The organism is Microcoleus sp. AS-A8, from assembly GCA_039962225.1.
Taxonomy (GTDB): domain Bacteria; phylum Cyanobacteriota; class Cyanobacteriia; order Cyanobacteriales; family Coleofasciculaceae; genus Allocoleopsis.
On sequence record JAMPKV010000006.1, the window covers coordinates 225,377 to 247,924 of the forward strand.

General features: G+C 48.7%; 21 protein-coding genes. 10 read left to right on the top strand and 11 right to left on the bottom strand.

Translation table 11 applies throughout. The features are described from left to right. The first annotated feature begins 60 nt into the window (after positions 1-60). Together NDI48_11790 and NDI48_11795 are read left to right on the top strand one after the other, a co-directional pair. Positions 61-1,107 carry a M28 family peptidase gene (locus tag NDI48_11790; protein ID MEP0831886.1) on the top strand — a complete coding sequence of 349 codons (1,047 nt, stop codon included), beginning with the start codon at positions 61-63 and terminating at the stop codon, positions 1,105-1,107. Further along, positions 1,098-1,334 carry a hypothetical protein gene (locus tag NDI48_11795; GenBank protein MEP0831887.1) on the top strand — a complete coding sequence of 79 codons (237 nt, stop codon included), beginning with the start codon at positions 1,098-1,100 and terminating at the stop codon, positions 1,332-1,334. Before NDI48_11790 ends, NDI48_11795 begins: the two co-directional genes overlap by 10 nt. A 36-nt stretch (positions 1,335-1,370) precedes the next feature. Here the strand turns inward: NDI48_11795 and NDI48_11800 are convergent, their stop codons facing one another. Both NDI48_11800 and NDI48_11805 read right to left on the bottom strand, forming a co-directional pair. After that, the gene (locus NDI48_11800) at positions 1,371-2,993 is read right to left on the bottom strand and encodes a glycosyltransferase family 39 protein (protein ID MEP0831888.1); all 1,623 of its coding nucleotides are present in this window, start codon (positions 2,991-2,993) and stop codon (positions 1,371-1,373) included. A 69-nt stretch (positions 2,994-3,062) separates the two neighbouring features. Next, complete coding sequence (locus NDI48_11805) at positions 3,063-3,431, bottom strand: EamA family transporter (GenBank protein MEP0831889.1); 369 nt, start codon at positions 3,429-3,431, stop codon at positions 3,063-3,065. Positions 3,432-3,537: 106 nt separating this feature from the next. On the opposite strand from NDI48_11805, the gene NDI48_11810 reads away from it, so the two are divergent. Beyond that, entirely contained in the window at positions 3,538-4,242 is a 705-nt protein-coding gene (locus tag NDI48_11810; protein ID MEP0831890.1) for a TerB family tellurite resistance protein, read from the top strand. A gap of 102 nt (positions 4,243-4,344) precedes the next feature. Next, positions 4,345-5,364, top strand: coding sequence for a GTPase ObgE (gene obgE, locus NDI48_11815; GenBank protein MEP0831891.1), 1,020 nt, complete (start codon positions 4,345-4,347; stop codon positions 5,362-5,364). Positions 5,365-5,623: 259 nt separating this feature from the next. Here the strand turns inward: obgE and NDI48_11820 are convergent, their stop codons facing one another. Then, complete coding sequence (locus tag NDI48_11820; GenBank protein ID MEP0831892.1) at positions 5,624-7,474, bottom strand: serine hydrolase; 1,851 nt, start codon at positions 7,472-7,474, stop codon at positions 5,624-5,626. Between the two features lie 141 nt (positions 7,475-7,615). After that, positions 7,616-8,437, bottom strand: coding sequence for an RNA methyltransferase (locus NDI48_11825; GenBank protein ID MEP0831893.1), 822 nt, complete (start codon positions 8,435-8,437; stop codon positions 7,616-7,618). A gap of 128 nt (positions 8,438-8,565) precedes the next feature. On the opposite strand from NDI48_11825, the gene NDI48_11830 reads away from it, so the two are divergent. Together NDI48_11830 and NDI48_11835 are read left to right on the top strand one after the other, a co-directional pair. Next, entirely contained in the window at positions 8,566-8,718 is a 153-nt protein-coding gene (locus tag NDI48_11830; GenBank protein MEP0831894.1) for a DUF2256 domain-containing protein, read from the top strand. Between the two features lie 134 nt (positions 8,719-8,852). Next, positions 8,853-9,797 carry an isoaspartyl peptidase/L-asparaginase gene (locus NDI48_11835; GenBank protein MEP0831895.1) on the top strand — a complete coding sequence of 315 codons (945 nt, stop codon included), beginning with the start codon at positions 8,853-8,855 and terminating at the stop codon, positions 9,795-9,797. A gap of 135 nt (positions 9,798-9,932) precedes the next feature. Here NDI48_11835 and NDI48_11840 read toward each other — a convergent pair whose 3' ends face one another. Beyond that, complete coding sequence (locus NDI48_11840; GenBank protein MEP0831896.1) at positions 9,933-10,619, bottom strand: hypothetical protein; 687 nt, start codon at positions 10,617-10,619, stop codon at positions 9,933-9,935. A 319-nt stretch (positions 10,620-10,938) separates the two neighbouring features. Between NDI48_11840 and NDI48_11845 the strand changes: the two genes are divergently transcribed. After that, on the top strand, positions 10,939-11,568 hold the full coding sequence (locus NDI48_11845) for an alpha/beta hydrolase (GenBank protein MEP0831897.1): 630 nt from the start codon (positions 10,939-10,941) through the stop codon (positions 11,566-11,568). Positions 11,569-11,747: 179 nt separating this feature from the next. On the opposite strand, the gene glmU is transcribed toward NDI48_11845, so the two are convergent. The 3 genes from glmU to NDI48_11860 form a co-directional block, all read right to left on the bottom strand. Beyond that, positions 11,748-13,112: a bifunctional UDP-N-acetylglucosamine diphosphorylase/glucosamine-1-phosphate N-acetyltransferase GlmU gene (gene glmU, locus NDI48_11850; protein ID MEP0831898.1), complete on the bottom strand. Its 1,365-nt coding sequence runs from the start codon at positions 13,110-13,112 to the stop codon at positions 11,748-11,750. Between the two features lie 127 nt (positions 13,113-13,239). Next, positions 13,240-14,298 (bottom strand): two-component system response regulator, encoded by a 1,059-nt coding sequence (locus tag NDI48_11855; protein ID MEP0831899.1) that lies wholly within the window; start codon positions 14,296-14,298, stop codon positions 13,240-13,242. A 422-nt stretch (positions 14,299-14,720) separates the two neighbouring features. Beyond that, positions 14,721-15,596: an MnmC family methyltransferase gene (locus NDI48_11860; GenBank protein ID MEP0831900.1), complete on the bottom strand. Its 876-nt coding sequence runs from the start codon at positions 15,594-15,596 to the stop codon at positions 14,721-14,723. A 393-nt stretch (positions 15,597-15,989) separates the two neighbouring features. On the opposite strand from NDI48_11860, the gene NDI48_11865 reads away from it, so the two are divergent. Beyond that, positions 15,990-16,454: a DUF6335 family protein gene (locus tag NDI48_11865; GenBank protein MEP0831901.1), complete on the top strand. Its 465-nt coding sequence runs from the start codon at positions 15,990-15,992 to the stop codon at positions 16,452-16,454. 25 nt (positions 16,455-16,479) lie between these two features. Continuing rightward, complete coding sequence (locus tag NDI48_11870; GenBank protein ID MEP0831902.1) at positions 16,480-16,785, top strand: hypothetical protein; 306 nt, start codon at positions 16,480-16,482, stop codon at positions 16,783-16,785. 65 nt (positions 16,786-16,850) lie between these two features. Here the strand turns inward: NDI48_11870 and NDI48_11875 are convergent, their stop codons facing one another. Together NDI48_11875 and NDI48_11880 are read right to left on the bottom strand one after the other, a co-directional pair. Next, positions 16,851-17,945, bottom strand: coding sequence for a glycoside hydrolase family 43 protein (locus NDI48_11875; protein ID MEP0831903.1), 1,095 nt, complete (start codon positions 17,943-17,945; stop codon positions 16,851-16,853). 243 nt (positions 17,946-18,188) lie between these two features. Next, entirely contained in the window at positions 18,189-18,995 is an 807-nt protein-coding gene (locus NDI48_11880; GenBank protein MEP0831904.1) for a phytanoyl-CoA dioxygenase family protein, read from the bottom strand. Between the two features lie 298 nt (positions 18,996-19,293). Between NDI48_11880 and NDI48_11885 the strand changes: the two genes are divergently transcribed. Beyond that, positions 19,294-19,599, top strand: coding sequence for a hypothetical protein (locus NDI48_11885; protein ID MEP0831905.1), 306 nt, complete (start codon positions 19,294-19,296; stop codon positions 19,597-19,599). A gap of 57 nt (positions 19,600-19,656) precedes the next feature. Here NDI48_11885 and NDI48_11890 read toward each other — a convergent pair whose 3' ends face one another. Beyond that, positions 19,657-22,521, bottom strand: coding sequence for a CHAT domain-containing protein (locus NDI48_11890; GenBank protein MEP0831906.1), 2,865 nt, complete (start codon positions 22,519-22,521; stop codon positions 19,657-19,659). Between the last annotated feature and the right edge of the window lie 27 nt (positions 22,522-22,548).

The window sequence follows — 22,548 nt, forward strand, 5'->3', positions numbered from 1 at the left end:
CTATCATCAATCTGCCAGTATGGATGAGAATGCTGCTGACCAAGTCCATTCCCAAAAAAGATGCGTGAGACACCTAAAAATCTGCTGGTGCGCCTGCAATGGGTGAGTCGAGCTGCACTGCTTCGGTTAACGATTCTCGCTATTATTTTGAGTATTCTCATTAGCTGGGGATGGTTTGCCATGATTCAGATGCCAGGAGAAAGCTTTCGGGACTCGTTGCCGTCGTTGACTCCAAAGGAAGTGGCGCTACGAAACGCCTTGAGACAAGATTTGGAGAAGCTGGCTGGTGAAATTGGACAACGGAATTACCTAACCTACAAAAGTTTGACAGCGGCGGCGGATTTCCTCAAATCCTCCTTGGCTACGACGGGATATCCAGTGCAACAGCAGGGATATACTGTTGACAACCAAACTTACTACAATCTTGAAGTCGAAATTCCGGGTACTGACCGAGCCAATGAAATTGTGATTGTGGGTGGTCACTATGACTCGGTGTTTGGTAGTCCTGGGGCAAACGATAATGGTACGGGTGCTGTCGCGACATTGGAGTGGGCGCGTCTGTTTGCGGGTAAAAAACCTTCCCGTACCTTACGGTTTGTCGAGTTTGTCAATGAAGAACCTCCCTTTTTCTGGACAGAAAATATGGGTAGTTTAGTTTATGCCAAACGCTGCAAACAGCGCAAAGAAAAAGTGGTTGCCATGCTCAGTCTGGAAACAATGGGTTACTACTCTGACAAGATTGGTAGCCAGAATTATCCTGCTCCCCTCTCGGCGTTTTATCCACTACAGGGAAACTTTATCGCCTTTATTGGCAATATGGCTTCTGGGAGATTGGTGAGAGAGGTGATTGCTTCTTTCCGCCGCCATACCCAATTTCCCTCAGAGGGTGCTGCGCTTCCGGGCTTTGTTACAGGCGTGGGGTGGTCAGACCAGTGGTCGTTTTGGCAGCAGGGCTATCCAGGTTTGATGATTACGGATACAGCTCCGTTTCGTTATCCCTATTATCACACTTTAGATGATACCCCTGATAAAGTGGTCTATGATTGCTTGGCACGGGTGGTTGCAGGATTGGAACGTGCGATCGCAGATTTATCAGGATGGAGTTAACCCCAGCCGTGAACCTACAAACGATGCAGCGCTTTGAGTATCTAACCGTCTATGCTAACCCCAAGGGGGAGTATCAAACATCCGCTGGTATTTGGCGAAACATGAATCACCTGGGTGACTTGGGTTGGGAATTAATTTCAGTGGTGAATGATTCAAGCGAACTCGTCGCGTTTTTTAAGCGAGCGCTACCGCCGGATAATCAAACAATAGAGAGCGATCGCAGTTAGTTAATCACGGTTTTCAAATGCAATCAACTGCAATGACTATGGGCTATTTTCTATGCGCCAGAGATGCCCCTGTTCGTAAATCGGTTGTAGTTTGTAGTGCTGCTTCTGCTCAAGTTCTTGTCGTAATTGTTGAGACGGTCGATACAAAAACGTATCGCTGAAACCGCTAGGAATTTCAGGGCTATTCGCATCTATTCGCTGAAACTTGACTTGAGGCGCGACTAAATAGCTTAAACCCATTAAACGAATTGGGTCTTCAACAACGACAACTGGAGCAACTGAGCGATTGATAATTTTACCGACTTGAGGTTCATAGTAGCTACTATATTTAATCCACCATGTCTCGGCTTGAGAACTTATGGCACAAGATAAAATTCCCAATGAAATTAAGAAAATTAAAATAAATCGCCATAATTTTTGTTGCCATTCTTGAATAGATTGGTAGGCGATTTTAACTGTAAAAAAGTAAGCCACAGCAATCTGAATTCCTATATAGCACGGAATTAAGTATCGACCAACAGTCGAACGTTGCCCCCGAAAAAATAAGTCGGGCAGTAATAAAAATAGGACTTCTGAACCCATCAAAGAAAAGACAAATATCCAGACTCGCTTTGGGGCTTTGCGATACAAAAAGTAAAGAGAATATCCCACTAAAATTACAATCAGCAAAACAAGGTAGGTGGATAAACTTGTCCACTGAGGCTGCACATCATTGCAACGCAGCTGAAATCCATCATTAAAACAAACATCAAAAAGTTGCTGGCGGTAATCAATTTGAGCATCGAAAAACAGGGAGCTAATATTGAGTGCCCAGCGTTGGGGAATCGTAAAAAAAGGCACTTTTCTAGCCGTGTACTCTGCCCCCCCAAACTTCTCGGCAACGAGCAACCACGGCAGGCCGATCAGTATACCGCCAAAGCAGGCTAGTAAGTAAGCCATGAAGGTTTTCCCGCGACGAATGCCTTCAATGGCGGCGATATAAATGCCGTGGGCAATCTGCACGAATAGAGCGAAATAATGGGTGTAGAATCCTAGCGCTACTGTTGCTCCATAAATTACCCAACCTAACTTGCTTTTGTGTCGCATCGCCCACAACAGTGAGGCACTAGAAAGTAGAATAGTGAAAGTCCACATGCTATATTGGCGTGCTTCTTGTGCATACAGGAGGTGAAACGGGGAGATAGCCATGAGAGCGATCGCAACCCATCCCACTTGTGGCGACTCAAACAGTTCCAAACACAGCCAATACAGACAAGGAAATGCCAAAATACTAAAGACGGCTGATAAGCTGCGGATGACCCAGACGGAACTACCAAACGTCATCGCCCAAAGGCGGACAAGCGGGATATAAAGCGGCGGATGAACGTCTTCAATCAGCGAATCGAGTACATTACCCCAGTTTTTTTCCGGCGTGAATTGCTGATACTTCTGCCACTCTGGACTGGCAATCGCACGATTTGTAACTTGCTTTAGCAACTCCGCTTTGGTGTAGCCAGAAATCCGTAATGAGGTGTAAACCTCGTCATTCCAGTAGTTTTTTCGGTCTAAATTGTAAAATCGAAAACATATTCCCAGCAGCAATAAGACCACGATGAAATACCGAAACCCAGGAATGTATCGTGGGCGACTTTCAATCACATGATTCGGTTTATTCTCCATGGCGTCTTGTCCTTGCCATTATCAGAAATGACATCCCAAAAAACTCCGTCTTTAGGCTGAACATTGTGATCATTTCTGCCAAATCACCAACAGGACGCCACAGATAATCAAACCTAAGCCGATAGACCGACTCAAGGGAATCGCTTCTCGAAAGATAAAGTAGCCCATCATGACCGAAAAGACGTAAATCAAAGCCGCAGATGGCCCAGCAACGCTGAGATTAACCCGTGTGAGCAGTAAAATATAAGCCAACGCTCCGATCGCGTAGAAGCATAAACCAAGCAATAGTTCTGGCGTTGTGAACACACCCAAAAGATGACCCAGCCAATTGGTCGCATTTACTTTCCCTAGTCGCATTGCCCCGAATTTCAGGCACAATTGTCCGGCGGCGCTCGTAAAAATGGCCAATAAAAAAAGTCCGAATTCTTTTAAGGTCACGAAAGTAGCAGGAGTAGGAGTTTTTCAGTCTCTTAGTTTACATTGGTTAGAGACGTTCCCCAGATTTGCTAATACAATAACCTCCGTAGCCTTAATTGAGATGGTTATGACGAGTATTACTCACTCTCCTTACACACAAGAGCAAATCACCGCTTGGTTACGAGGTTTATTCACGGTTGCTTGGGCAGATGGTCATTTTGACCCCGAAGAGCAAGAGATATTGACACAAATCGCTCAAGCGGAACTCGCTCCGAGTACAGATTGGCCGTCGTTGGATGAGCCGATTAAATCTGAGGAACTCGTAGCGGCTTTGGGTAAAAATACGGCAACGGCAGAGAATTTTTTAAGAACGGCTGTGATGGTGGCGTTGGCGGATGGCGTATATTCCGCTACGGAAGCGAGTGTGCTTCAAGAGTTTTGTCAGGCGTTGGAGTTGAAGGTAGACGTACTAGATGCCTTAGAGATTACACTGTTCGACGACCGTTTGGTAAGTCGGTCGGCTGACTTGGCGCATGACAAGGCTCAGCAACCGGGAATGTCACCTCACCCCCATTCGGATGTTCTGCAACCGGTACGGAAGTGGTTAGATGGCATGGAAATGCACGACCCACGAGTGGCACGATTTATCTGCAAAATGATTCCGCCGCAGTGTCCGTTTGAACGGGATGTGAAGCTATTTGGTCGCAAAATTGTCCACATTCCGCCGATGTGCAAGCTTAATCCCCTCTATGAGCAATTAGTCGGTTTGCGCTTCCGGGCGTTATCCTATCTGGCGGATGACATCGGTGAAGATATTTCGCCGTATTGTTAAAGAGTCAGGAGTTAAACAGTTGAAGATGGAACGTTTAAGGTTCAAACCTTAACTTTCAACTGGCTAGCCTGCCAAGCTGTAACCCTTCACAACGAACGAACTATGCAATTTATTGATCAAGCCGAAGTGGAAGTGGAAGCCGGGAAGGGCGGCGATGGAATCGTTGCGTTTCGGCGGGAGAAGTATGTGCCTGCGGGGGGGCCGTCTGGCGGCAATGGCGGGCGCGGTGGTGATGTCCTTTTAAGGGCGGTAGAGAACCTGCAAACGCTGCTGGATTTTCGGTATGCTCATCGATTTGAAGCCGAAAATGGCGGACGTGGAGGCCCCAATAATCGCACTGGCGCAGATGGCAATGATCGCACAATTCAAGTTCCCTGCGGCACGATGGTCTATGATGCCGATACGGATGAAGTCCTGGTAGATTTGGTGGAACCGGGACAAACGTTTTGTGTGGCAAAAGGCGGTAAGGGAGGCTTGGGGAACCAGCATTTCTTAAGCAATCGCAACCGAGCACCGGAGTATGCTTTACCTGGGCTTCCGGGAGAACATCGCCGCTTGCGTATGGAGTTGAAGCTGTTGGCGGAGGTGGGTATTATTGGCCTGCCTAATGCCGGAAAGTCTACCTTGATTGCGTCACTTTCCGCCGCACGACCGAAGATTGCGGATTACCCTTTTACTACCCTGGTACCGAATTTGGGTGTTGTGCGTAAACCGAATGGGGATGGCACTGTTTTTGCGGATATTCCTGGGTTAATTGAGGGGGCACATCTGGGGACGGGATTGGGGCACGATTTCTTGCGTCACATTGAGCGTACTCGTTTGTTGCTGCATTTAATTGATGCGACGGCGGAGGACCCAATTGGCAATTATCACACGATTCAGCAGGAGTTACATGCTTATGGTAGAGGGTTAGCAGACCGTCCTCAAATTCTGGCTCTCAATAAGGTTGATGCGGTTGATGCAGAGACGGCTGAGGCTTTGGCGATTCAGTTGAATCAGTTGACTCAGGTGCCTGTTTTTCAGATTTCAGCGGTGGCTCAAATGGGTTTAGATGCTCTGTTGCCTAAAATCTGGCAGTCTCTGGATCAGTTGACGGCGTCGGAGTTACCGAGTTTGGCTTGATTTTGTCTTGGAGTATGGGTTGGAGGTGGGAGTGAGTTGGTGTAAGAGCTGGAAATGATGGTTGTTAACGAACCACTCCAGGCGCAGAGGACGCCCAGAGAGGAGGGTAGAGAGGGGTAGAGAAGGGTTTATCTTTTTTGTTGTCTGATTGAACCCAGTTTTTTCCGACTCGGTCTAGTTCTGAGGCTCCGCTTGCTCATGTCAAAACTCATGATTCCGTGCCTTTACGCAACCTGGCGATATTATATTTAGGCAGTCCCTAATGGTCTAATGCAACAGAACGGTTTCCGGTTGCTGTCGTATCAGAAGGCATGGAGCTTGTACTCGGACTGACTTGAGGTTGATTGAAATACTGATAGGCCGTTTGAGAAATCTTGCGAATCAGCTCTTGAGCACTGTCATCATTAAAGGGACGTTGCACCATTACGGAAATGATGTAGCTCTTGCCACTGGGCATATTCACCAAGCCCACATCCGCCAGCAATGCGCCAATGTTGCCGGTTTTATGGGCAATGATGGCACCACTCCCTAATCCTTGGGGCAGGAGAGAGTTGATTTCATTGCTCTGCATGATACTGAGAATGCGATCGCGCGATGGCAACGACACTAGCTGCCCTTGATTGATCATGGCCATCAAAGCCGCAAGTTCCTGAGGGCTAGCGGTATTCGTACCCTCTAAATCTGGTAAAACATTACGGAGAACCGTTGTGGTCAATCCCCAAGCACGGAAGCGTTGATTGAGTGCCTCTATACCCCCAAGGCGAGCGATGAGCATATTCGTCGCCGTATTATCACTAATCGTGATCATTTTCGTAGCCAACTCCAGAACCGTGAATTTGGCTCCTGGCTTTTGGTACTGCAAATTGCCCGAACCCGTGGCAATCATTTCCGATTGCAGGGTTAAGCTTTCATCTAAGCGAATTTTGCCTTCATCAACGTCCTTAAATAAAGCCACCAAAATGGGCAACTTAATCGTACTCGCAGCAGGCAAGGGAGAGCGGCTATTGATGTCGATATAAGTTCCCGTATCAAGGTCAACGATAAAGACGCTCGGTTGCAATTTAGGGTTGTTCGCGGCGAGGGTTTGTAGCTGGGATTTCAACGGCAAGATTTCCTGACTCAGCGCCAGGGGGGTTACCCGGTTGACAGGACTGGGGGTCTCTTTGACTTGAGTTTTAACCGGGTCATTATTGACCTTAACGGACGCCTGTGTCGCTGGATGTAACGCCGACAACAGTGTCCCTGCGATCGCGCCAATCCCAATTCCTAGAATCAGCAGGCGAATGATATAAACGAACGGGTGTACAGGACGCTTTGGTTTGGGCGGGCGCTTCGCTGTTCCCTTGATTGGACTTTTGGCGGTTGGGGAGCCGGATTTAACGCTAACTCGTCTGTTACTGGTTTGCCCTTCTGGAATGGGGGCAGCGACATTGGCTGTCGTTCGGGATGGGTTCTGCTCCCGACGACGATTGCTCGAATTGTTTAGAAAGTTCAACGGTGAGAACGCCGAACCCTCTGCACGAACCTCCCGGCGGATTGGTATGCTTGCGCCATCACGTCCTTTAGCCCCCACGTTCGCGTCTAGAGATTTGGGCGTTTGGCCTGCCACCCTAGGTAAGGGGGATGGGGCGGATGGGGTTTTGGGTTGAACCTGCCACGGATTCAGCCGCGCCCTTAAATTCGCTTCCTGTTCTTCCCGGCGGTATCCGGATGCTTGAGTTCTGAATTCTCTGGGATCAGAATGGGGTAGAAACGTTGATCCCTGAGGCGTCGTAGGCGGTCGCTGAGGGTTAATGGCAGAAACCGGTCGCAGTGGCGGCACAGAAGAATGGATGGAAGAGCTAGGCTGTATCCTCTTGGGTCGAGGAATCCCTGGTCTTTGCGGCTCCAAATAAGGTCGCGTCGACCTCGCCACCGTGGGCGATCGGCGCAGGATAGACTGCCCAAAGCTCCGCTGAGGCGGTTGGGGGGAGGGTAGGGGAGGTACCTCCTGCTCAAAAATCTGTTTTTGCAAGGTTCGACGCTGGCGACGACGCAATCGCATTCGCCGCTCTTGTTGTTCTACTGGAGAATTTTCTGACTGACCTCTATTACCTATAAACGCTGCCACCGAATCACACCTCCAACACCACTAAGCAGGCAGGTATAACTGAACACAACTTATCATGTTTGTTTCATCGACCTACCTAATTTCTTTTATAGACTGTTGACCCACTGAATTTAACATTTAATTGATCAGGTTCCGCCTATTTTAAGACTCCTGAGACGGGTCATCCTCCCCAACATCAGATTTTGGTAGAGATTGGAGCGCCCATTCCATCTGACGGAGAATTCCTCGAAGCATCGTCACCTCCGCTGGGGTTGGCGTTGCTCGATTCAAGAGTCGCCGGAATTTTTCTAGGCGGGATTGAGCGGTATGGGGATAAAGATATCCGATTTTTAACAATACCGTTTCCAGGTGTTCATAGTAACCTTCCAAAACTTCTGATGGAGCCGTTTCTTCCGGGTGGGGAGGGGGGACTCGATTCAGCGTTTGCACAGGGGAGGATAATGTTTGAGTACTTTGGTAAATTTCGTAACAGCAAATCGCCACAGCTTGGGCCAGGTTTAACGAAGCATATTCGGAACTAGAAGGAATGCCGACAAATCGCTGGGCGTAGTTGAGCTCAACATTACTCAATCCCCGGTCTTCGCGACCAAAAATTAAGGCCGAGGTGATGCCTGGTTCTAATAACCAAGGCAGTGCTGTTCTAGGGTGTTCGAGTGGCGTGGGTAGGGCACGGCTACGAGCTGTGGTGGCGATCGCACGTTGACACCCCTTTAAGGCATCTGGTAGCGTTGGCACTTGCTGGGCAGCGTCCAAAATATCCCCGCCATGAACCGCCATCTGCCGTGCCTCTATTCCTAACGGGTCGCACTGAGGATTGACTAACACCAATTGATGCAGTCCCATATTCTTCATGACCCGCGCCACAGAACCCACATTCAACGGACCGGCTGGCTCGACTAAGATAATCTTGACGTTCTCTAATTTCATTTCAAGTTCTCCCCCATCCGGATTGGAGGATGTCATCTAGGGTCACTCCCTTAGCTTCGTCAGCCCCTAAGCCGAGGCGATTGGCATCCAGCATTTACATCGTTATTTACAAATTGATTAACAGTTTTTTACAATTAGACCAGTAATTTTACCGCCAACTTAGCATGGCACGCCAGCGTTCCAAATCTGACCTGCCTCAGAAAACTTGTCCCGTCTGCGGACTTCCCTTCACTTGGCGCAAAAAATGGGCGGATTGTTGGGATGAGGTGAAATACTGTTCAGAACGCTGTCGCAGGCGTAAGTCCAAAGCGAGTTAAGGTCATTCCTCAAAAGATGCTGCAAAGCCTCATGACACAAAGATTGGGGCAATAGGACAGCCTCGCCCAACGAATACTTTGCGATTAAAGTAAAAATCTTAACCTTTCAATGGCTCACAGTTAATACAGAACAGATGCAACCTAAACTTATTATTCACGGCGGTGCTGGTAGTTCTCTTAAAGGCAAAGCGGGAGCTGATGTTGTCCGCAAGTCGCTCTATAAAGTTATTGAAGAGGTGTACTCTTTATTGTTAACGGGTGCTGATGCCGCTGAGGCTGTGGTACTAGGCTGCCAATTGCTGGAGGATGACCCTCGCTTTAATGCAGGGACGGGTTCAGTGCTGCAATCGGATGGGCAAATCCGCATGAGTGCGTCGTTGATGCAGGGGAGTGTCCAGCGCTTCAGCGGAGTGATTAATGTTTCGCGAGTCCAAAATCCCATTAATTTGGCAGAGTTCTTACAAAGCTCCCCCGATCGCGTACTCTCGGACTATGGGTCAGGCGAATTGATGCGAGAACTCAATACTCCTACTTATAATCCCTTGACTGACCTCCGGTTGCAGGAGTGGATGCTAGAACGGCAGGGCAATTTTGAGAAGGAGATGGCGGGAGTTGTTGCCGAAAAAGAACTGGTGACGGCTTCGGAAGATGGACGCGGCACGATTGGGGTTGTGGTGTTGGATAGTCAGGGGCGTTTGGCAGTAGGGACATCGACGGGTGGCAAAGGCTTTGAACGGATTGGTCGCGTCAGTGATTCGGCAATGCCTGCGGGCAATTACGCCTCCCGCCATGCAGCGGTAAGCTGTACGGGAATTGGGGAAGATATCATTGATGAGTGTTTGGCGGCGCGGATTGTGGTGCGTGTCACCGACGGGTTATCCCTGGTTGAGGCGATGCAGCGTTCGTTTACAGAAGCCAAAGAACATGGGCGAGATTTTGGTGCGATCGCGCTGGATGCAACGGGTGCGATCGCCTGGGGTAAAACCAGTCAAGTTTTGCTTGCGGCCTACCATGATGGTCATCAAATTGGAGACACTTTGGAATGGCAAAATGAGGAGCTCATCGGTTTTGTGTCTTAGGGTTTGTCAGTGAAAATTGAAGCATCCCTGCCCTCGGAGGGTGGGGATTTTTGTTGTGGATTCTGCTTAAGAGTTTTAATTTAACCTGACGAGATCGCACTCTCGGAACCATAACGCACAAAAAAGCTTTCCACCTTAATCGCTAGTCTGAGCAGATTGATATTGATTTCCATCCCAATAGATCAATCGACTAGCTGACATGGCTTTTGCCATCGAAATACCTTCTCCTTTGGCGGACGCAGGTATCCTGACATATTGATTTTCTTCCCTAGAAACAACTTCCCAAATATCATCGGCACCTAATTTATTCAGGTCGTCGATTACAATTACTTTTTTCGTGCCACCATGAAAAATTGCCATCACTGAGAAAGCGTTATTTTTAGGCGTTTTATCTTTGAGTATTACAGCAATATCAGGTTTGCGATCGCCGTTAAAATCTCCTCTTAAATACAAAGGCCGTATATCTCTAAACAAAAAACTATACCGTTTGTTTAATCCTTGATTGAAAAATTCTTTTCTAACCCAAAAAGGAATGTTGGCATACCTAATCCATGCAATAAATCCAGCTTGCCCCTGAGCCTGTTCGATGTCCTCAGGACTACTTGGGCTATACTCTATATCCCTAGAAGCCTCTTGCTCAGTATTTTTTGTTGACTCTTTAGCTGTATTGTCTTGGTTTTTTACAACGGGTTGTTCATCCGCTTTTGCAGAGTTGGTGGATAAATCCACGACGTTTTTATTAGGATTACTTGCAGAACATCCTATAGTAAATATTGTCAAAAAACCTAGAGTGAGGCAAGAATAAACTCTAGTCAGTTTCATGATATTTCTCGCAAATTATTTCAAAATTAAAAACTTTGGCTTCCGTACTCAGTGTTTTGTCTAGCTGTTTTCTCTCTACTTCATCCACTGGAGGATAAAGCAATCTATTCTAACTCCCTCATCGGGGCAGATGTCAAAACTCAAGACAAAGTCTGTATTATTCGATACAGCCGGGGCGCAACGATCCCATCCTGAATTAGGCGACTGACAATAAGCCACTCCAGACTCTTACAACTTACGCCTTCTTGGTGATGGCAAGGCAACCGCCACCCTACCAAAATAATGAGGTAGCTTCGTTGGATTTGTTGGAGATCAGTCCTTGTCTTTAAATTTCATCTCAGTTCCTCCGGCAAAGGGTCAAACACCCGTCGGCTTGGTTGTTTGCTTACATGGCTTTACGGGCAACTCCCAACAGTTGGCACCTTTTTCACCCATGTTCGCTCTTCCCGAATACCAGTTTCTGTTCCCCGACGCTCCTTACTCCCATCCCTATGGAGGTAGGATGTGGTACAAACTAGGAAGTCAGGATGATCCAGGCTTAACGGCGAGTCGGCAGCAGCTTACAGACTGGCTGAAGTCTCTAGAGAATCGCACTGGGGTTCCCCTGTCACGTACTGTGTTAGCTGGATTTTCTCAAGGTGGCGCAATGACACTGGAAGTGGGTCTAACGTTGCCTCTGGCCGGGTTAATCTGTATGAGTGGCTATCTGCACTCCAAGCCAACGCCAATATCTGGAAATTCCTTCCCACCCGTCTTAATTGTGCATGGTAGGCAAGACCAGATGGTGCCTCTGAGTTCCGCTCAAAGTGCCAGAGAAACTCTAAAAGCGGCGGGTGTCAGCGTGGAGTATCAGGAATTTGACATGGGACATATTGTGATCCCCGCCGTGTTCGGTGTGCTGCGAAATTTTGTGATGGATACCGTTCAGGCTAGCGGGGTTAGGCATTAGCCTAGAGGTACGCTCGCGAATAGCGAACTAGCCCTCGGCTAATCACAGAGGGGTTTCCCCTTGGGGGTGTGATGAACAAACTGGATGGAAAGATTACTGTTTGTAGGCACAAACCCGTTAAGCAGCACCCAATCGATTGACAATGGTGATGAGGGCACGACATTGTCGTGCCCCTACGCTTATGATTTTTCGGTTTGAGTTTTTAACCGCCAACCGGGTTTAACAATCTGCCTTGCCCGCGCAAGCACAAGGCAATCATCCGGTACATCGTCAGTTACAGTAGAACCGGCGGCAATCGTGACATCTTGCCCTAAGGTTACGGGTGCAACCAGGACACTGTTGGAGCCAGTTTTTGTGCGATCGCCAATTTGGGTACGATGTTTCTTCACTCCATCGTAGTTAGCCGTAATCGTACCTGCACCAATATTGACTTTATTCCCTAGTTGTGCATCTCCCAAGTAAGATAAGTGAGCCACATTCGTGCGATCGCCCAAAGTGGTATTCTTCAATTCCACAAAATTGCCCACTCGGCAGGATTCCCCTACTTCCACATGACCCCGCAGATGAGCATAGGGGCCAATTCGGGTGCCATCTTTGACCACAGTGTCACTCACCACCGAGTACAACACCGTGACATTCTCACCCAACTGGCTATTTTCAATTAAGCTACCAGGGCCAATGCGGCTACCAGAGCCAATGTGAGTTGTTCCCCGCAGATGAGTTTGGGGTTCAATGGTCACATCGGGCTGCAATTCCACGGTGTCATCAATCGTAATGCTGGCTGGATTGACTAAAGTCACACCACGTTCCATCCACGCATCTTTGACCCGCGATTGCAGAATCTCATAAGCATGGGCAAGCTGTTTGCGGTCATTGATGCCGCTAATCTCCTGGTAATCCTCCACATCCACCGCCATCACCGGCTCCAAGAAATTGACCACATCGGTCAGGTAATACTCCTGCTGGTCATTATTCGCCTCTAATTTCGGCAGCGCTTTTGCCAGTTGGGGCCAGTTGAAGCAATAAATCCCCGCGTTGATGCGGCAATTTTGCTTTTGATCGGGTGTGCAGTCCCGATCCTCGACAATCTGATTCAGCAAATTTTGATCGTCACAAAAAACCCGCCCATAACCTTGGGGATTGGGCAAGTGGGCGGTGAGGAGGGTTGCAGCATTCTGATGCGCTTGATGGGTTTCTAATAGCTGTTTGATTGTGCTCGATCGCAACAGAGGAACATCTCCGTTCAAAATGAGTAAGTCGTCTGTAAAGCCGTCGAGGTGGGGTAGGAGTTGTTGCACCGCATGACCGGTTCCCAGTTGCTCCGTCTGTTCGACGAACTCCACATTTGAATAGGCTGCCAGAGACTGTTTGACCCGTTCACTCTGATAGCCGACAATCACGAGGAGTCGCGAGGGAGCCAATGAGAGACAACTTTTGAGCACTCGTTCAACCAGTGACAGAGAACCCAATGTATGACAGACCTTAGGCAGGTCAGATTTCATCCGCGTCCCGCGTCCTGCTGCTAGAATTGCTACTGCAACCATGATGTACTATCAGCTTTCAGCTATCAGTTTTCAAAATTTTGCTCACTGATGATAACAGTTAGAGGAAACATAGACAAATCTTGTATCCCTGATATTCAACGGAGCAACTGGCGGCTGGCGCTTCGCTTCATAATGAAAGACCGGATTGCGCTGAGTCTCTTAGATGAGAGGCGTGGATAAATTCCGTAAATTGCTGGGAGAGTTTAGGGTTTCGCCAACCTCGTTGGGTTTCCTGAGCCATAATTTCTAAAGCCTCTGCTACCGTAAAGGCTCGTTTGTAAGGACGCTCACTGGTCAAAGCATCGTAGATATCGATGAATTGAAACACTTGCGCCAGATAGGGAATTTCCTCCCCCTCTAAACCATCCGGATAACCCGTCCCGTCCCAGCGTTCGTGGTGATAACGAATAATCGGCAGTACACCCCGCATCGAGCGTAATGGCTTGCAGATTTTTTCGCCAATCAAGACGTGATTATTCATAATCTCCCGTTCTTCGGGAGTAAATGACCCTTTTTTGAGCAGCACGGCGTCGGGTATTCCCACTTTGCCGATATCGTGGAGATAGCCACCCCACATCAGATTCCGAATGTCCGTTCGGGGTAGCTGGATGTATTCCCCAAAGGCTTTGCCCATGGCGACCAGTCGCTCACAGTGGTCGCCCGTATTGGGGTCGCGGCTTTCCACCGCTCTGGCCATCGAGAACAAAACCTGTTCGGCGTGGTCTAAATCTTCATTGAGGCGCTTTTGACGGACGAGGGACTTGACTCGTGCGGCAAGCTCTAGGCGATCAAACGGTTTACTTAAGAAATCATCGCCTCCAGCTTCTATGCCCATAATCCGCGATCGCTTATCATTGAGCGCGGTGATAAAGACAACTGGAATCAGGCGAGTTTGTTCGTCTTCCTTGAGACGCCGACATACCTCATACCCGTCCATCCCTGGCATCATGACATCCAGGAGAATTAAATCTGGGCTGCACTCAACTACACGCTTGAGTGCAATCGGTCCACTTTCTGCCTCCACTACTTCGTAGCCTTCAACCGATAAAAGAGCTACAGCCGTCATCCGACTAGAGGGATGATCGTCAACAACGAGGATCTTGGGTTGATCGGAATCCATGGAAATCAGATCGGAACCCATTGTTCCTGATCTGGCTAACGCCGAAGCACCTAATGTATCCAACATGATCTAGGACGGGCACAGGCTTTATATTATGCCCAAAAATAGTTATTTCTGCAATTAGAGTTTTTATGACTGCCGGATGCAGTGCTGCTCACAAGTGATCTGTATTCTAAGCTGTAATACCTCTTTATTTACAGATTTATTGAAATTTTTAAATACTTGGACACAGGGAATCCCAAACGAATCACCATTGCAAAGATTGTGTAAAGTTCGATAGAAGATTTAAATCCTAAGTTAAACATAGATGAACCCCTCAAAAGTGATTTCTTAAACAAGATTTTCGGATACGCTTTAAAAATCGTTCTTTGTTTCCCCTCATGGATGTTGAGGTAGATTTTTCAGCGTACAGAGAGAATTCAGCTCTAGAGAGAGGATTCGCTCGACGAGACGAACTCAGAATTGGCTGGTTAACAGGTTCAATCTCTTCAGGTTCTATCCCTCGACCAACGCTTCTGCCAACGAGATGTTGGTTCTAAAGAAGACGCTTGTTGTTCGATTTGGCGACGCTGCAAAATGACAGAGGCTGGATCGCATAGCTGAGGGTCGCGGTAAGGTACAGCGGCACGAGTCTGCAAATGCTCTTGCGATCGCAACGGCAAAGGTGGCAAATCAGCATCACTCCAACTGGCTACAGTTCCCGGTTGCCGACCTTTCAAAGGTAAGGTGAAACCAATTTTAAACCCAGCCGCAATCAGCGCACTCCGCACAGAAGCGGCGCAGGAGTATGTGGCTAGTCTGCCTGTGGGTGTACAGCAGCCAGCTAAATGTTGGAAGAATTCAACCGTCCATAACTGAGGACAACGGCGAGAAGAAAAGGGATCAAGAAAAATCGCATCCGCTTGAAAATGGGATTGCTGCAACTGTGGAAGGGTTACTCTAGCATCGCCGAGGAGCAGTTGAGCATGGAGTCGATTTGTTTGAACCTCCAGAGAGGTTGCTAGATTTTCCAATTCTTGAGGGATAGGCGGATTCCAAATATTGAGTAAATCATGAGCGATCGCGGTTTTTGGCACCATTAAGTTTAATTCCAGAGCCACCAGTTCCACGTAGCAATTGGGATTATTTGCCCAAATGACTTCTAAAGCAGCAGCGCTGTTGTAACCTAGACCATAACAGACATCCAGCAATCGCACGACAGGTTGTTGGGCTTTGTGTGCAATCTGGCAAGGCTCCACAAATTTGATCAGCGCTTCTTCCTTTGCGCCTTGAGTACTGTGAAAGTATTCACTAAATTCAGAAGAAAAGAAGGTGAATGAGCCATCAGCGGTTAGCTGTGGAGTGAAGGGGCTGGTTTCTTGCATTTAGTGAAACAAAAATGTATGGAATCACGCTGTGTCTGTTTCCCAGTTTACTGGATGTGAGATTTAGCCGTTCAGATGCTTGACTCCATAGAGCAGTTGGGTATCTCTAAGACAGCTTCAAGAAATGTTAAGGTCATGCCTCGCACTTTAGTCGGGGGATTTCACGGTAATGGGTAAGAATTCCCGATTAACTATTCCCTATTACCCAAGTCAACGGGCGGCGTTTCCTCCCACCACTGGAAACAGGAGGCTTCCACACCGACTTTCTGTGATGAATAACCCGTCTAGGGAAACAATCCATTAGGCTATTTCTCTTCCTATTTGAGGATTCTGGGCGCTCTTATTTTTAGATATGTTGCATCTATAAGCCTTCAAAAGATTCATAGGAAGATTATGGGTGAGATTAATAACAAAACAGCAAACGAAGCCAAGACAACCGATAGAACAATTAAGGTTTCGGATACACCCGTTGAAGAGAATGATGAGCCAATGATTTCTGATTTACCTCAGGAAATCACTGAATCTTATGGAACAGGTGTTTCCTTAGAACCGGGTTTGGAAATCGGCGGACGAACGATGCACAACCGGATGGACGAATATACAGCAACCGGCCCCGAACTAACGGGGGGTGATGTGGATGCTCGTTGGGATCAGGCTCATTTGGTTGGTGACGAGGCCGTGGGGGGAACAGTTGCGACTCCCGATCAGAGTATTGTCGAAGAACTGGGAGCGGCTGTCGGCCTCGAGTATGACGACCAAGTATTTCTCCGGACTAACGATATTTTGGAAGAGCGTGATGATAGCCGATGGGAATTAGACCCCAAGTCTTCCGAAGATTATCAGGAGCGTCGGGAATAACATCCTCACGGCAAGAGAGAGTCAAATGATGCACACTCAAAAACCTATGATGCCGGAAGCATTGTCCATGACATTTCACTTTGTTAATGGACAAAGCCGGACTTTCGATATTTCCTCTCCGGTTGAGCCTGACAGCACTCGTACTGACAACCGTCAGGTGATACGGCGTTTTCTCAAAGAAAACTGGTGGGTCATTCAGACAGCAGAGCAGACGGTTTTCATCAATGCCGCCAATGTCCTAACCGTTGAAGTGAATCCTCCCATGCCAACCTTGGAGGGGGAAGGAATCCTTCATACAGAGCTTACTACTCAGAATCGCTCCAGAGATTGATAGCGATCCGTTTCGCTGGTGCCTCTGGGGCGATCGCTTTTTGATAACGATGACCCGAATTGGTGCTACGGCAGATCCTCAATCGGCTCGACACTTGTTATGAGGTTACTGACGAGAGTCTGTGGCGTCCAGGTCGGGCCATCGCAACGCGGCCCAGAAGGCGTCCAGATCAGTTGATCTACGCACATCCGCCGTGCTTCCATGTTGATATCCCAGGCATGGTAAACAATGTACTCTGTCTGACCGTCTGGGCCGAGAACGATTGAGTTATGGCCAGGGCCGAGAACACGACCGGGAAGCGAGCGCAGCACCCGTGGGCCAGCTTCGTTACCCGCATCGGAATAAGGGCCAAGTACATTGTCGGCAACTCCATAATCCACGCCGTAGTTTTCAGTCTCCCAGCGCCCACCACTGTAAAAGCAGTAGTAACGACCTGCATGTTTGCGAACACACGGGCCTTCCAATGTGTGCCAATCATAAATTCCACTATACATCGGGCGGTTGGCTAGAAACCGTTGCCAATCATGACGGGCACGCAGAACCACTCTCCCTTCCCCCGCTAGCTTCGTCATGCCTTCCAGGCGCTCTACCATCAGTGCCGTGCCAGCACGCACCCCCCCCTCTGTATCCAGAAAATCTCGCGCCCAGAAGAGATACCACTGCCCGTCATCATCCTGAAAGGCATGTGGATCAATGGCAAAGGGACAGGACTTTCGGTCAACGAGTGGCTCTCCTCCAACGTCCTGATAAGGGCCTAGTGGCTCATGGCTGGTAGCGACGCGCAACTGATGATTCTTGTCCTCATGCCCCACCGAGTAGTAGAGGTAGAATGTGCCTTCGCAGTAAGCGATTTCGGGTGCCCAGTAGTTATTGCCCAGAGCAGGGTCGGGTCGCGGCAGTGCGTTATCAGCACTTTGCCAGTTTACAAAGTCCTGAGAGTAGAGGAGGGGAAAGACACGCACTTCCTCGGTGGATTGGGTGTGTGTTGCCTCCGCAATTTCGTCCATCTGTCCTTTTGCTTCCGCTGCACCCGTGCCGATCGCATAATATACACCCTGGTGTTCCCAAACGAAGGGATCGGCGAAATAGCCCTTATAGACCGGATTCGTATAGGTTCTCGTTTTAATCGCCGCTTCCGGCGTCGGCTCATTTTGAGACATCGTAGCTCCTTGCGAGTACCGTGCAAAAATCGCCAACAGGCTTAGGCGGTACTGCCCTAAATATGAGGATGGATAATAAACATTGCCAAATCTTGTCGCACTCATCCTCTATCTTTGGTTCACTGTATGTCTGTGTTGTGAAATATAGCGGTGAACAGTTGCAGACATCACAATTAAGGGCACGATGTTATCGTGCCCCCACAAAAGACCTGTATTGCACCCAATTGAAAATCGCTATCGGTGCTAGTACTTGAAATTTATATAGGTTTCGGCTTTATACTCTGGCAACTGATCCACCACCTGACACCGCAGTAATTGCTGCGTCTGCTCCGGTAGGCTCTCATAATAATCTCGCGGGACTGTTAAATCCACTTTCGCCGTGTGCAGCCAGTGCATAACGTAGCCCATGACAACCATGGGTCTGGGTTGGCTTGTCCTGTTCGGCGAACCTCGATGCAGTGCCAGTGGTGATCGAATCATCACATCTCCCGGCTTCATATGGAAAGACTCGATGGGAATCTCACCACTGGCGACCTTTGCCAGCCCCTCTTCACGCGGCAAGACATGCGTTCCACGAGCCATCTGGAACGGGCCATTCTCTTCCGTTACTTCGACCAGCGGGAAGTTGACCGCTAGGGCGTAGAGTGGCGTTACAATCTGATCCGAGAAGAGTGGACGAAAATCGCGGTGGGTTTCTTGATAATCCGAACCCTGCACCGGAATATCAGTGGCTAACTGAACCAGCTTGTACTCTTGATAAAACACGCGATCAAGAACGCCCAGAATCACCGGATTGGCAAAAACATTCACATCCGCGAACGGGGGAACCCAAGGAAACGTCAAATAGTAGCGGGCTTGATCGCGGGGAGCCAGACCACCCGGTCGGTTCTGGCGGTCTCGAAATAACCGATCAAAAGCTTGTGCCCACTCCTCAATCAGTCTCGGATCAAAAAGTCCGCGAATCACACAAATACCATCTCGATTCAGTTCCTGTGCGAATCGATCCAGGTCAGTAGCTGTAAATTTAACTGTCTCTATGCTTTGAATCATTTTGCCGTACTTTCCAACCAATCCCGTTAGAAAAGTAATCTACTATACTATTCTAATTTATTCCTTTGGATAGAAGCGGAATGTTCTAGCACCCATAACATCTTGTAACTATTAATTTAGATTAGTCACTGATGATTGGTACTTTAATCGGTAATGGTTGACGTAATGCCTAGTCTTGTAGCTTCTTTCGCTACTGAATCACTCTGATGGTTGAAGCCATCCTGTACGAATTTTGGCTTACTGGAAGTGAGTCCAGTGAAAGGTTATAAGGGAGCTTTCACGCTTCCGTTAGGCTTTTATGAACATTAAACTCATTTTAGTCTCCACACTAATTGGCACTATCGGCTTAACGGTTCCGGTAACGGCTCAAATCCGCAACCCTTCTCAAGACTTTTTTGATCGGGGACGGGAGCAATTGGAACGAGAGATTCAAGTGCTTCAAGGAGCAGGAGAACCCTTCAGTCTAGAAGGAAACCTGGAGCAACCAGCCTCGGAGCCGATCCTTGAAGTTAGTCCTTCTCCCACCGAGACACCTGCTGCCGTAGAAGCTCCGAATCAGCTGCCGAATGCGGTGGACAACCCGGAACAGGAGAATCAGCAGTGATTAGACTCCTGGTGAGAGAGGCATCTTGCCGGTCCTAAAAATGTTGCCCGCGCTCAGCTATAGCCAATTCCCCACGAGAACATAAGGTGCCCAAATTTCTGGCTTTTGCTGGTAGCGGCTGTTCTTCAACAGGGCGACTTGAGCACGGCGCAGAGCTTCGGCTTTGCTAATTGTGGGATTGGTTAATTCCTGATAAAAGCGAGTCATCAGTTCTGCGGTTCCCTCATCACTCACGAGCCACAGCGTTGCGAGTGTACTGCGTGCTCCGGCTCTAACAGCGACTCCCGCTAATCCGAGTGCGGCGCGTCTATCTCCGGCTGCTGTTTGGCAGGCGCTGAGAACTAAGAGTTCAATGGGATTTCTGCCAATTTCTTCTCTGGATCGCAGCAGGGTGTTGAGCTGATTGACGTTCAGGCGGTCATCCCAAGTCAGAATAAAGGTGTCTTTTTCATTCGAGCTGAACTGTCCGTGGGTGGCGAGGTGTACCACTGGGAAGGGAATCGAGTTGATTTCCTTTTGAATGGTGGCGGTGGTGAAGTCCTGATTGAGCAGTAGCTGACCGGCAACATTCGACTGAATGGTTTCCAATTCTTGCTTCACAAAGGGAAGGGCAGAAAACAGGAGCGGTGTCGTTGAACTGCTCAGGGTGATTTCTCGCGGTTCACTGAGTCCAGCCTTAAGAGCACTAATCTTACCCCGTGCTAGAGGTTTGGAATCCAAGAGATTGAGTCCGGGGGTGTAGGCGATCGCATATTTCTCAATGAGAAACTCCTTACCGTCGTGCAGCACCGCCATGGGCAGATTCAGTAAGGGGCCATCTAACACAAAGACGAGGGTTTTGAGTTCACTCTTAGCCAAGTCTGCCTCTACGGGTCGGATTAACCACTGATACACTTGTTGAGCCAGTGGTAAGTAATCCTGCGAAGTGGGAGAACTCTGGCAGGACAGGGGTACAGCGCCTAAGGTGCCTCGACATTCTTCTCTCGCCACGGCTCCTAACCCACCTCGATTCGGTTCTGTACCCGGACTCGGTGTTTCTGCTGGCGAATTTGCCTCCGGTTGTGTTCCTTCCACCTCTCCCCTGGAGATGGGGTTCAAACTAGAGGACGCGATCGCTTGGCGTAGCTCATTAAAGGTGTTTTCCACCTGTTCCCTAGGCAAGGGCGTGGCATAATGACGCAAAGGAGCATTGGGCAGTGATAAAACGACCTCCAACCGATCTTTTAAAACAATGGGATAGATTACAGCCGCTTTCTGGTCAATTTGGTCAATTTTAATCGGATTAGCCGTTAAACAGTCTTCTCGGAAGAAGTTCGCAAGTTCTGCCAGTTGCAGGGACTCAATCACGTCACGCGCTTGCGCGAGGTTGTCTGGATTGGCGTCGGATTGCAACAATAACTCAACGAACTCGCGATAGACGGGTTCGACACTCTCACGAAATGAGAACTGGACATTCGGATTAATACTTACCAAGTCACTGCGAAGATCTTTGAGAGTTTTGACCGCAGAATCATAAGCCGCGATCGCTTGTTTCCGATTTCCCTGAGCTTTGAGCAATCGTCCCAATTGCCATTGCCAGCGATAGGCGATATCGGGTGCGCTAATCGTTTGAGCCAGCACCAACGCTTCCTCTGTGAGGTTTTTGGCTTCATTCAATTGCCCCGTCTTTTCGTATAAATCACCCAGATTACCCAAGGCGTAAGCGGTAGCGCGTTGGTCACCTAAGCTTTTAGCCTGCTCGATTGCTTTTGCCAATAACTTAGCGCCTGTGTCCACTTCAGAGGTTGATAGCTTGATCACACTCTGAGCCAAGTTAATCCGAGCGTAAACAGCGGTGCGACTGGGGGGTAAGTTATCGAGTTGGGACTGAATTTGAGCCGAGAGCGATCGCGCTTCTGGCAATCTTTGTTCTTCGATCAATAAGCTCAACTGATTTAATTGGGCTTGTATCCGCAGCGTGGGTGAGGTAGCTTCCTCCGCCGCCTGTTGATAGAGTGTCAACGGATTTTCACTCGTTTGTCGGGATTGCCCATTGTCACTTGTCGTGCGTTGGGCACGAGCCGTATTGGCTAAACTGAAGCGAGCTGAACTAATATTGGCGGGAGATTGCAAGCGTTCAGCCACTTGCAAACTCAGCTTCAACACATTTTCGGACTGCTGAAGATCGCCCACCAGTTGCAACACATCACCGAGCGTCCGCAAAGCAACCGCCTTGGGAAGAGAGTCGGGTTGCGCTTTGAGCGTTTGCAGTTGCTCATTAGATATCTGACAATCTTGAGCCTCAATCCCTAAGGTGTTCAGTAAGGTTTTACAAGCTCTGGTATAAAACCCCATACTTTGCAACGCTTGGGCTTGGTTAATCTGGCTTTGCAGTCTCCCGTCTGGATTGCCCATTTGAGCATAGGTAGCGGCTGCCTGTTGCCAAGTTTTGAACGCTTGTTCAACTTGTCCCACAGAAAATTGAAAACGACCTTGAATATCCAACGTTTGGGCGAGAACCTGCAATCGTTCGGTGGCTCGACTTTGAGGTGTCTTACTAACAGTTTCCCCCGATTGCAGTAGGTTGAGACTTTCTGTCAGAGCTTGCTGTGCCTCAGACCAAGAGCCAAGTTGCTGATAAGCTAAGGCTAGATTACTCAAAGTCATTGATTCTTTGAGCTTGTCTCCCTGAGTTTTGAAAGCCTCTCTTGCCTGTTGCAAAACAGTGACGGCTTGGGAAAATTTGCCAGCTTCATAGAGGGCTTTACCCTGTTCTACCAATGTTGTGGGATTGGGTGAATTCTGAACAATCGTTACTCCCGCAGGCGTCTGGGCGAAGACCGATTGTGTTTCGGCTCCCCAAAACCCAGCAAACCCTTGAGTCAGGAAAAATGCACCGACAAAAAGCAAGCAGAAGAGTTGGATGTTGAACCTTGGGACAATTTCCTTCAACCTGCCAACCTGCAATCG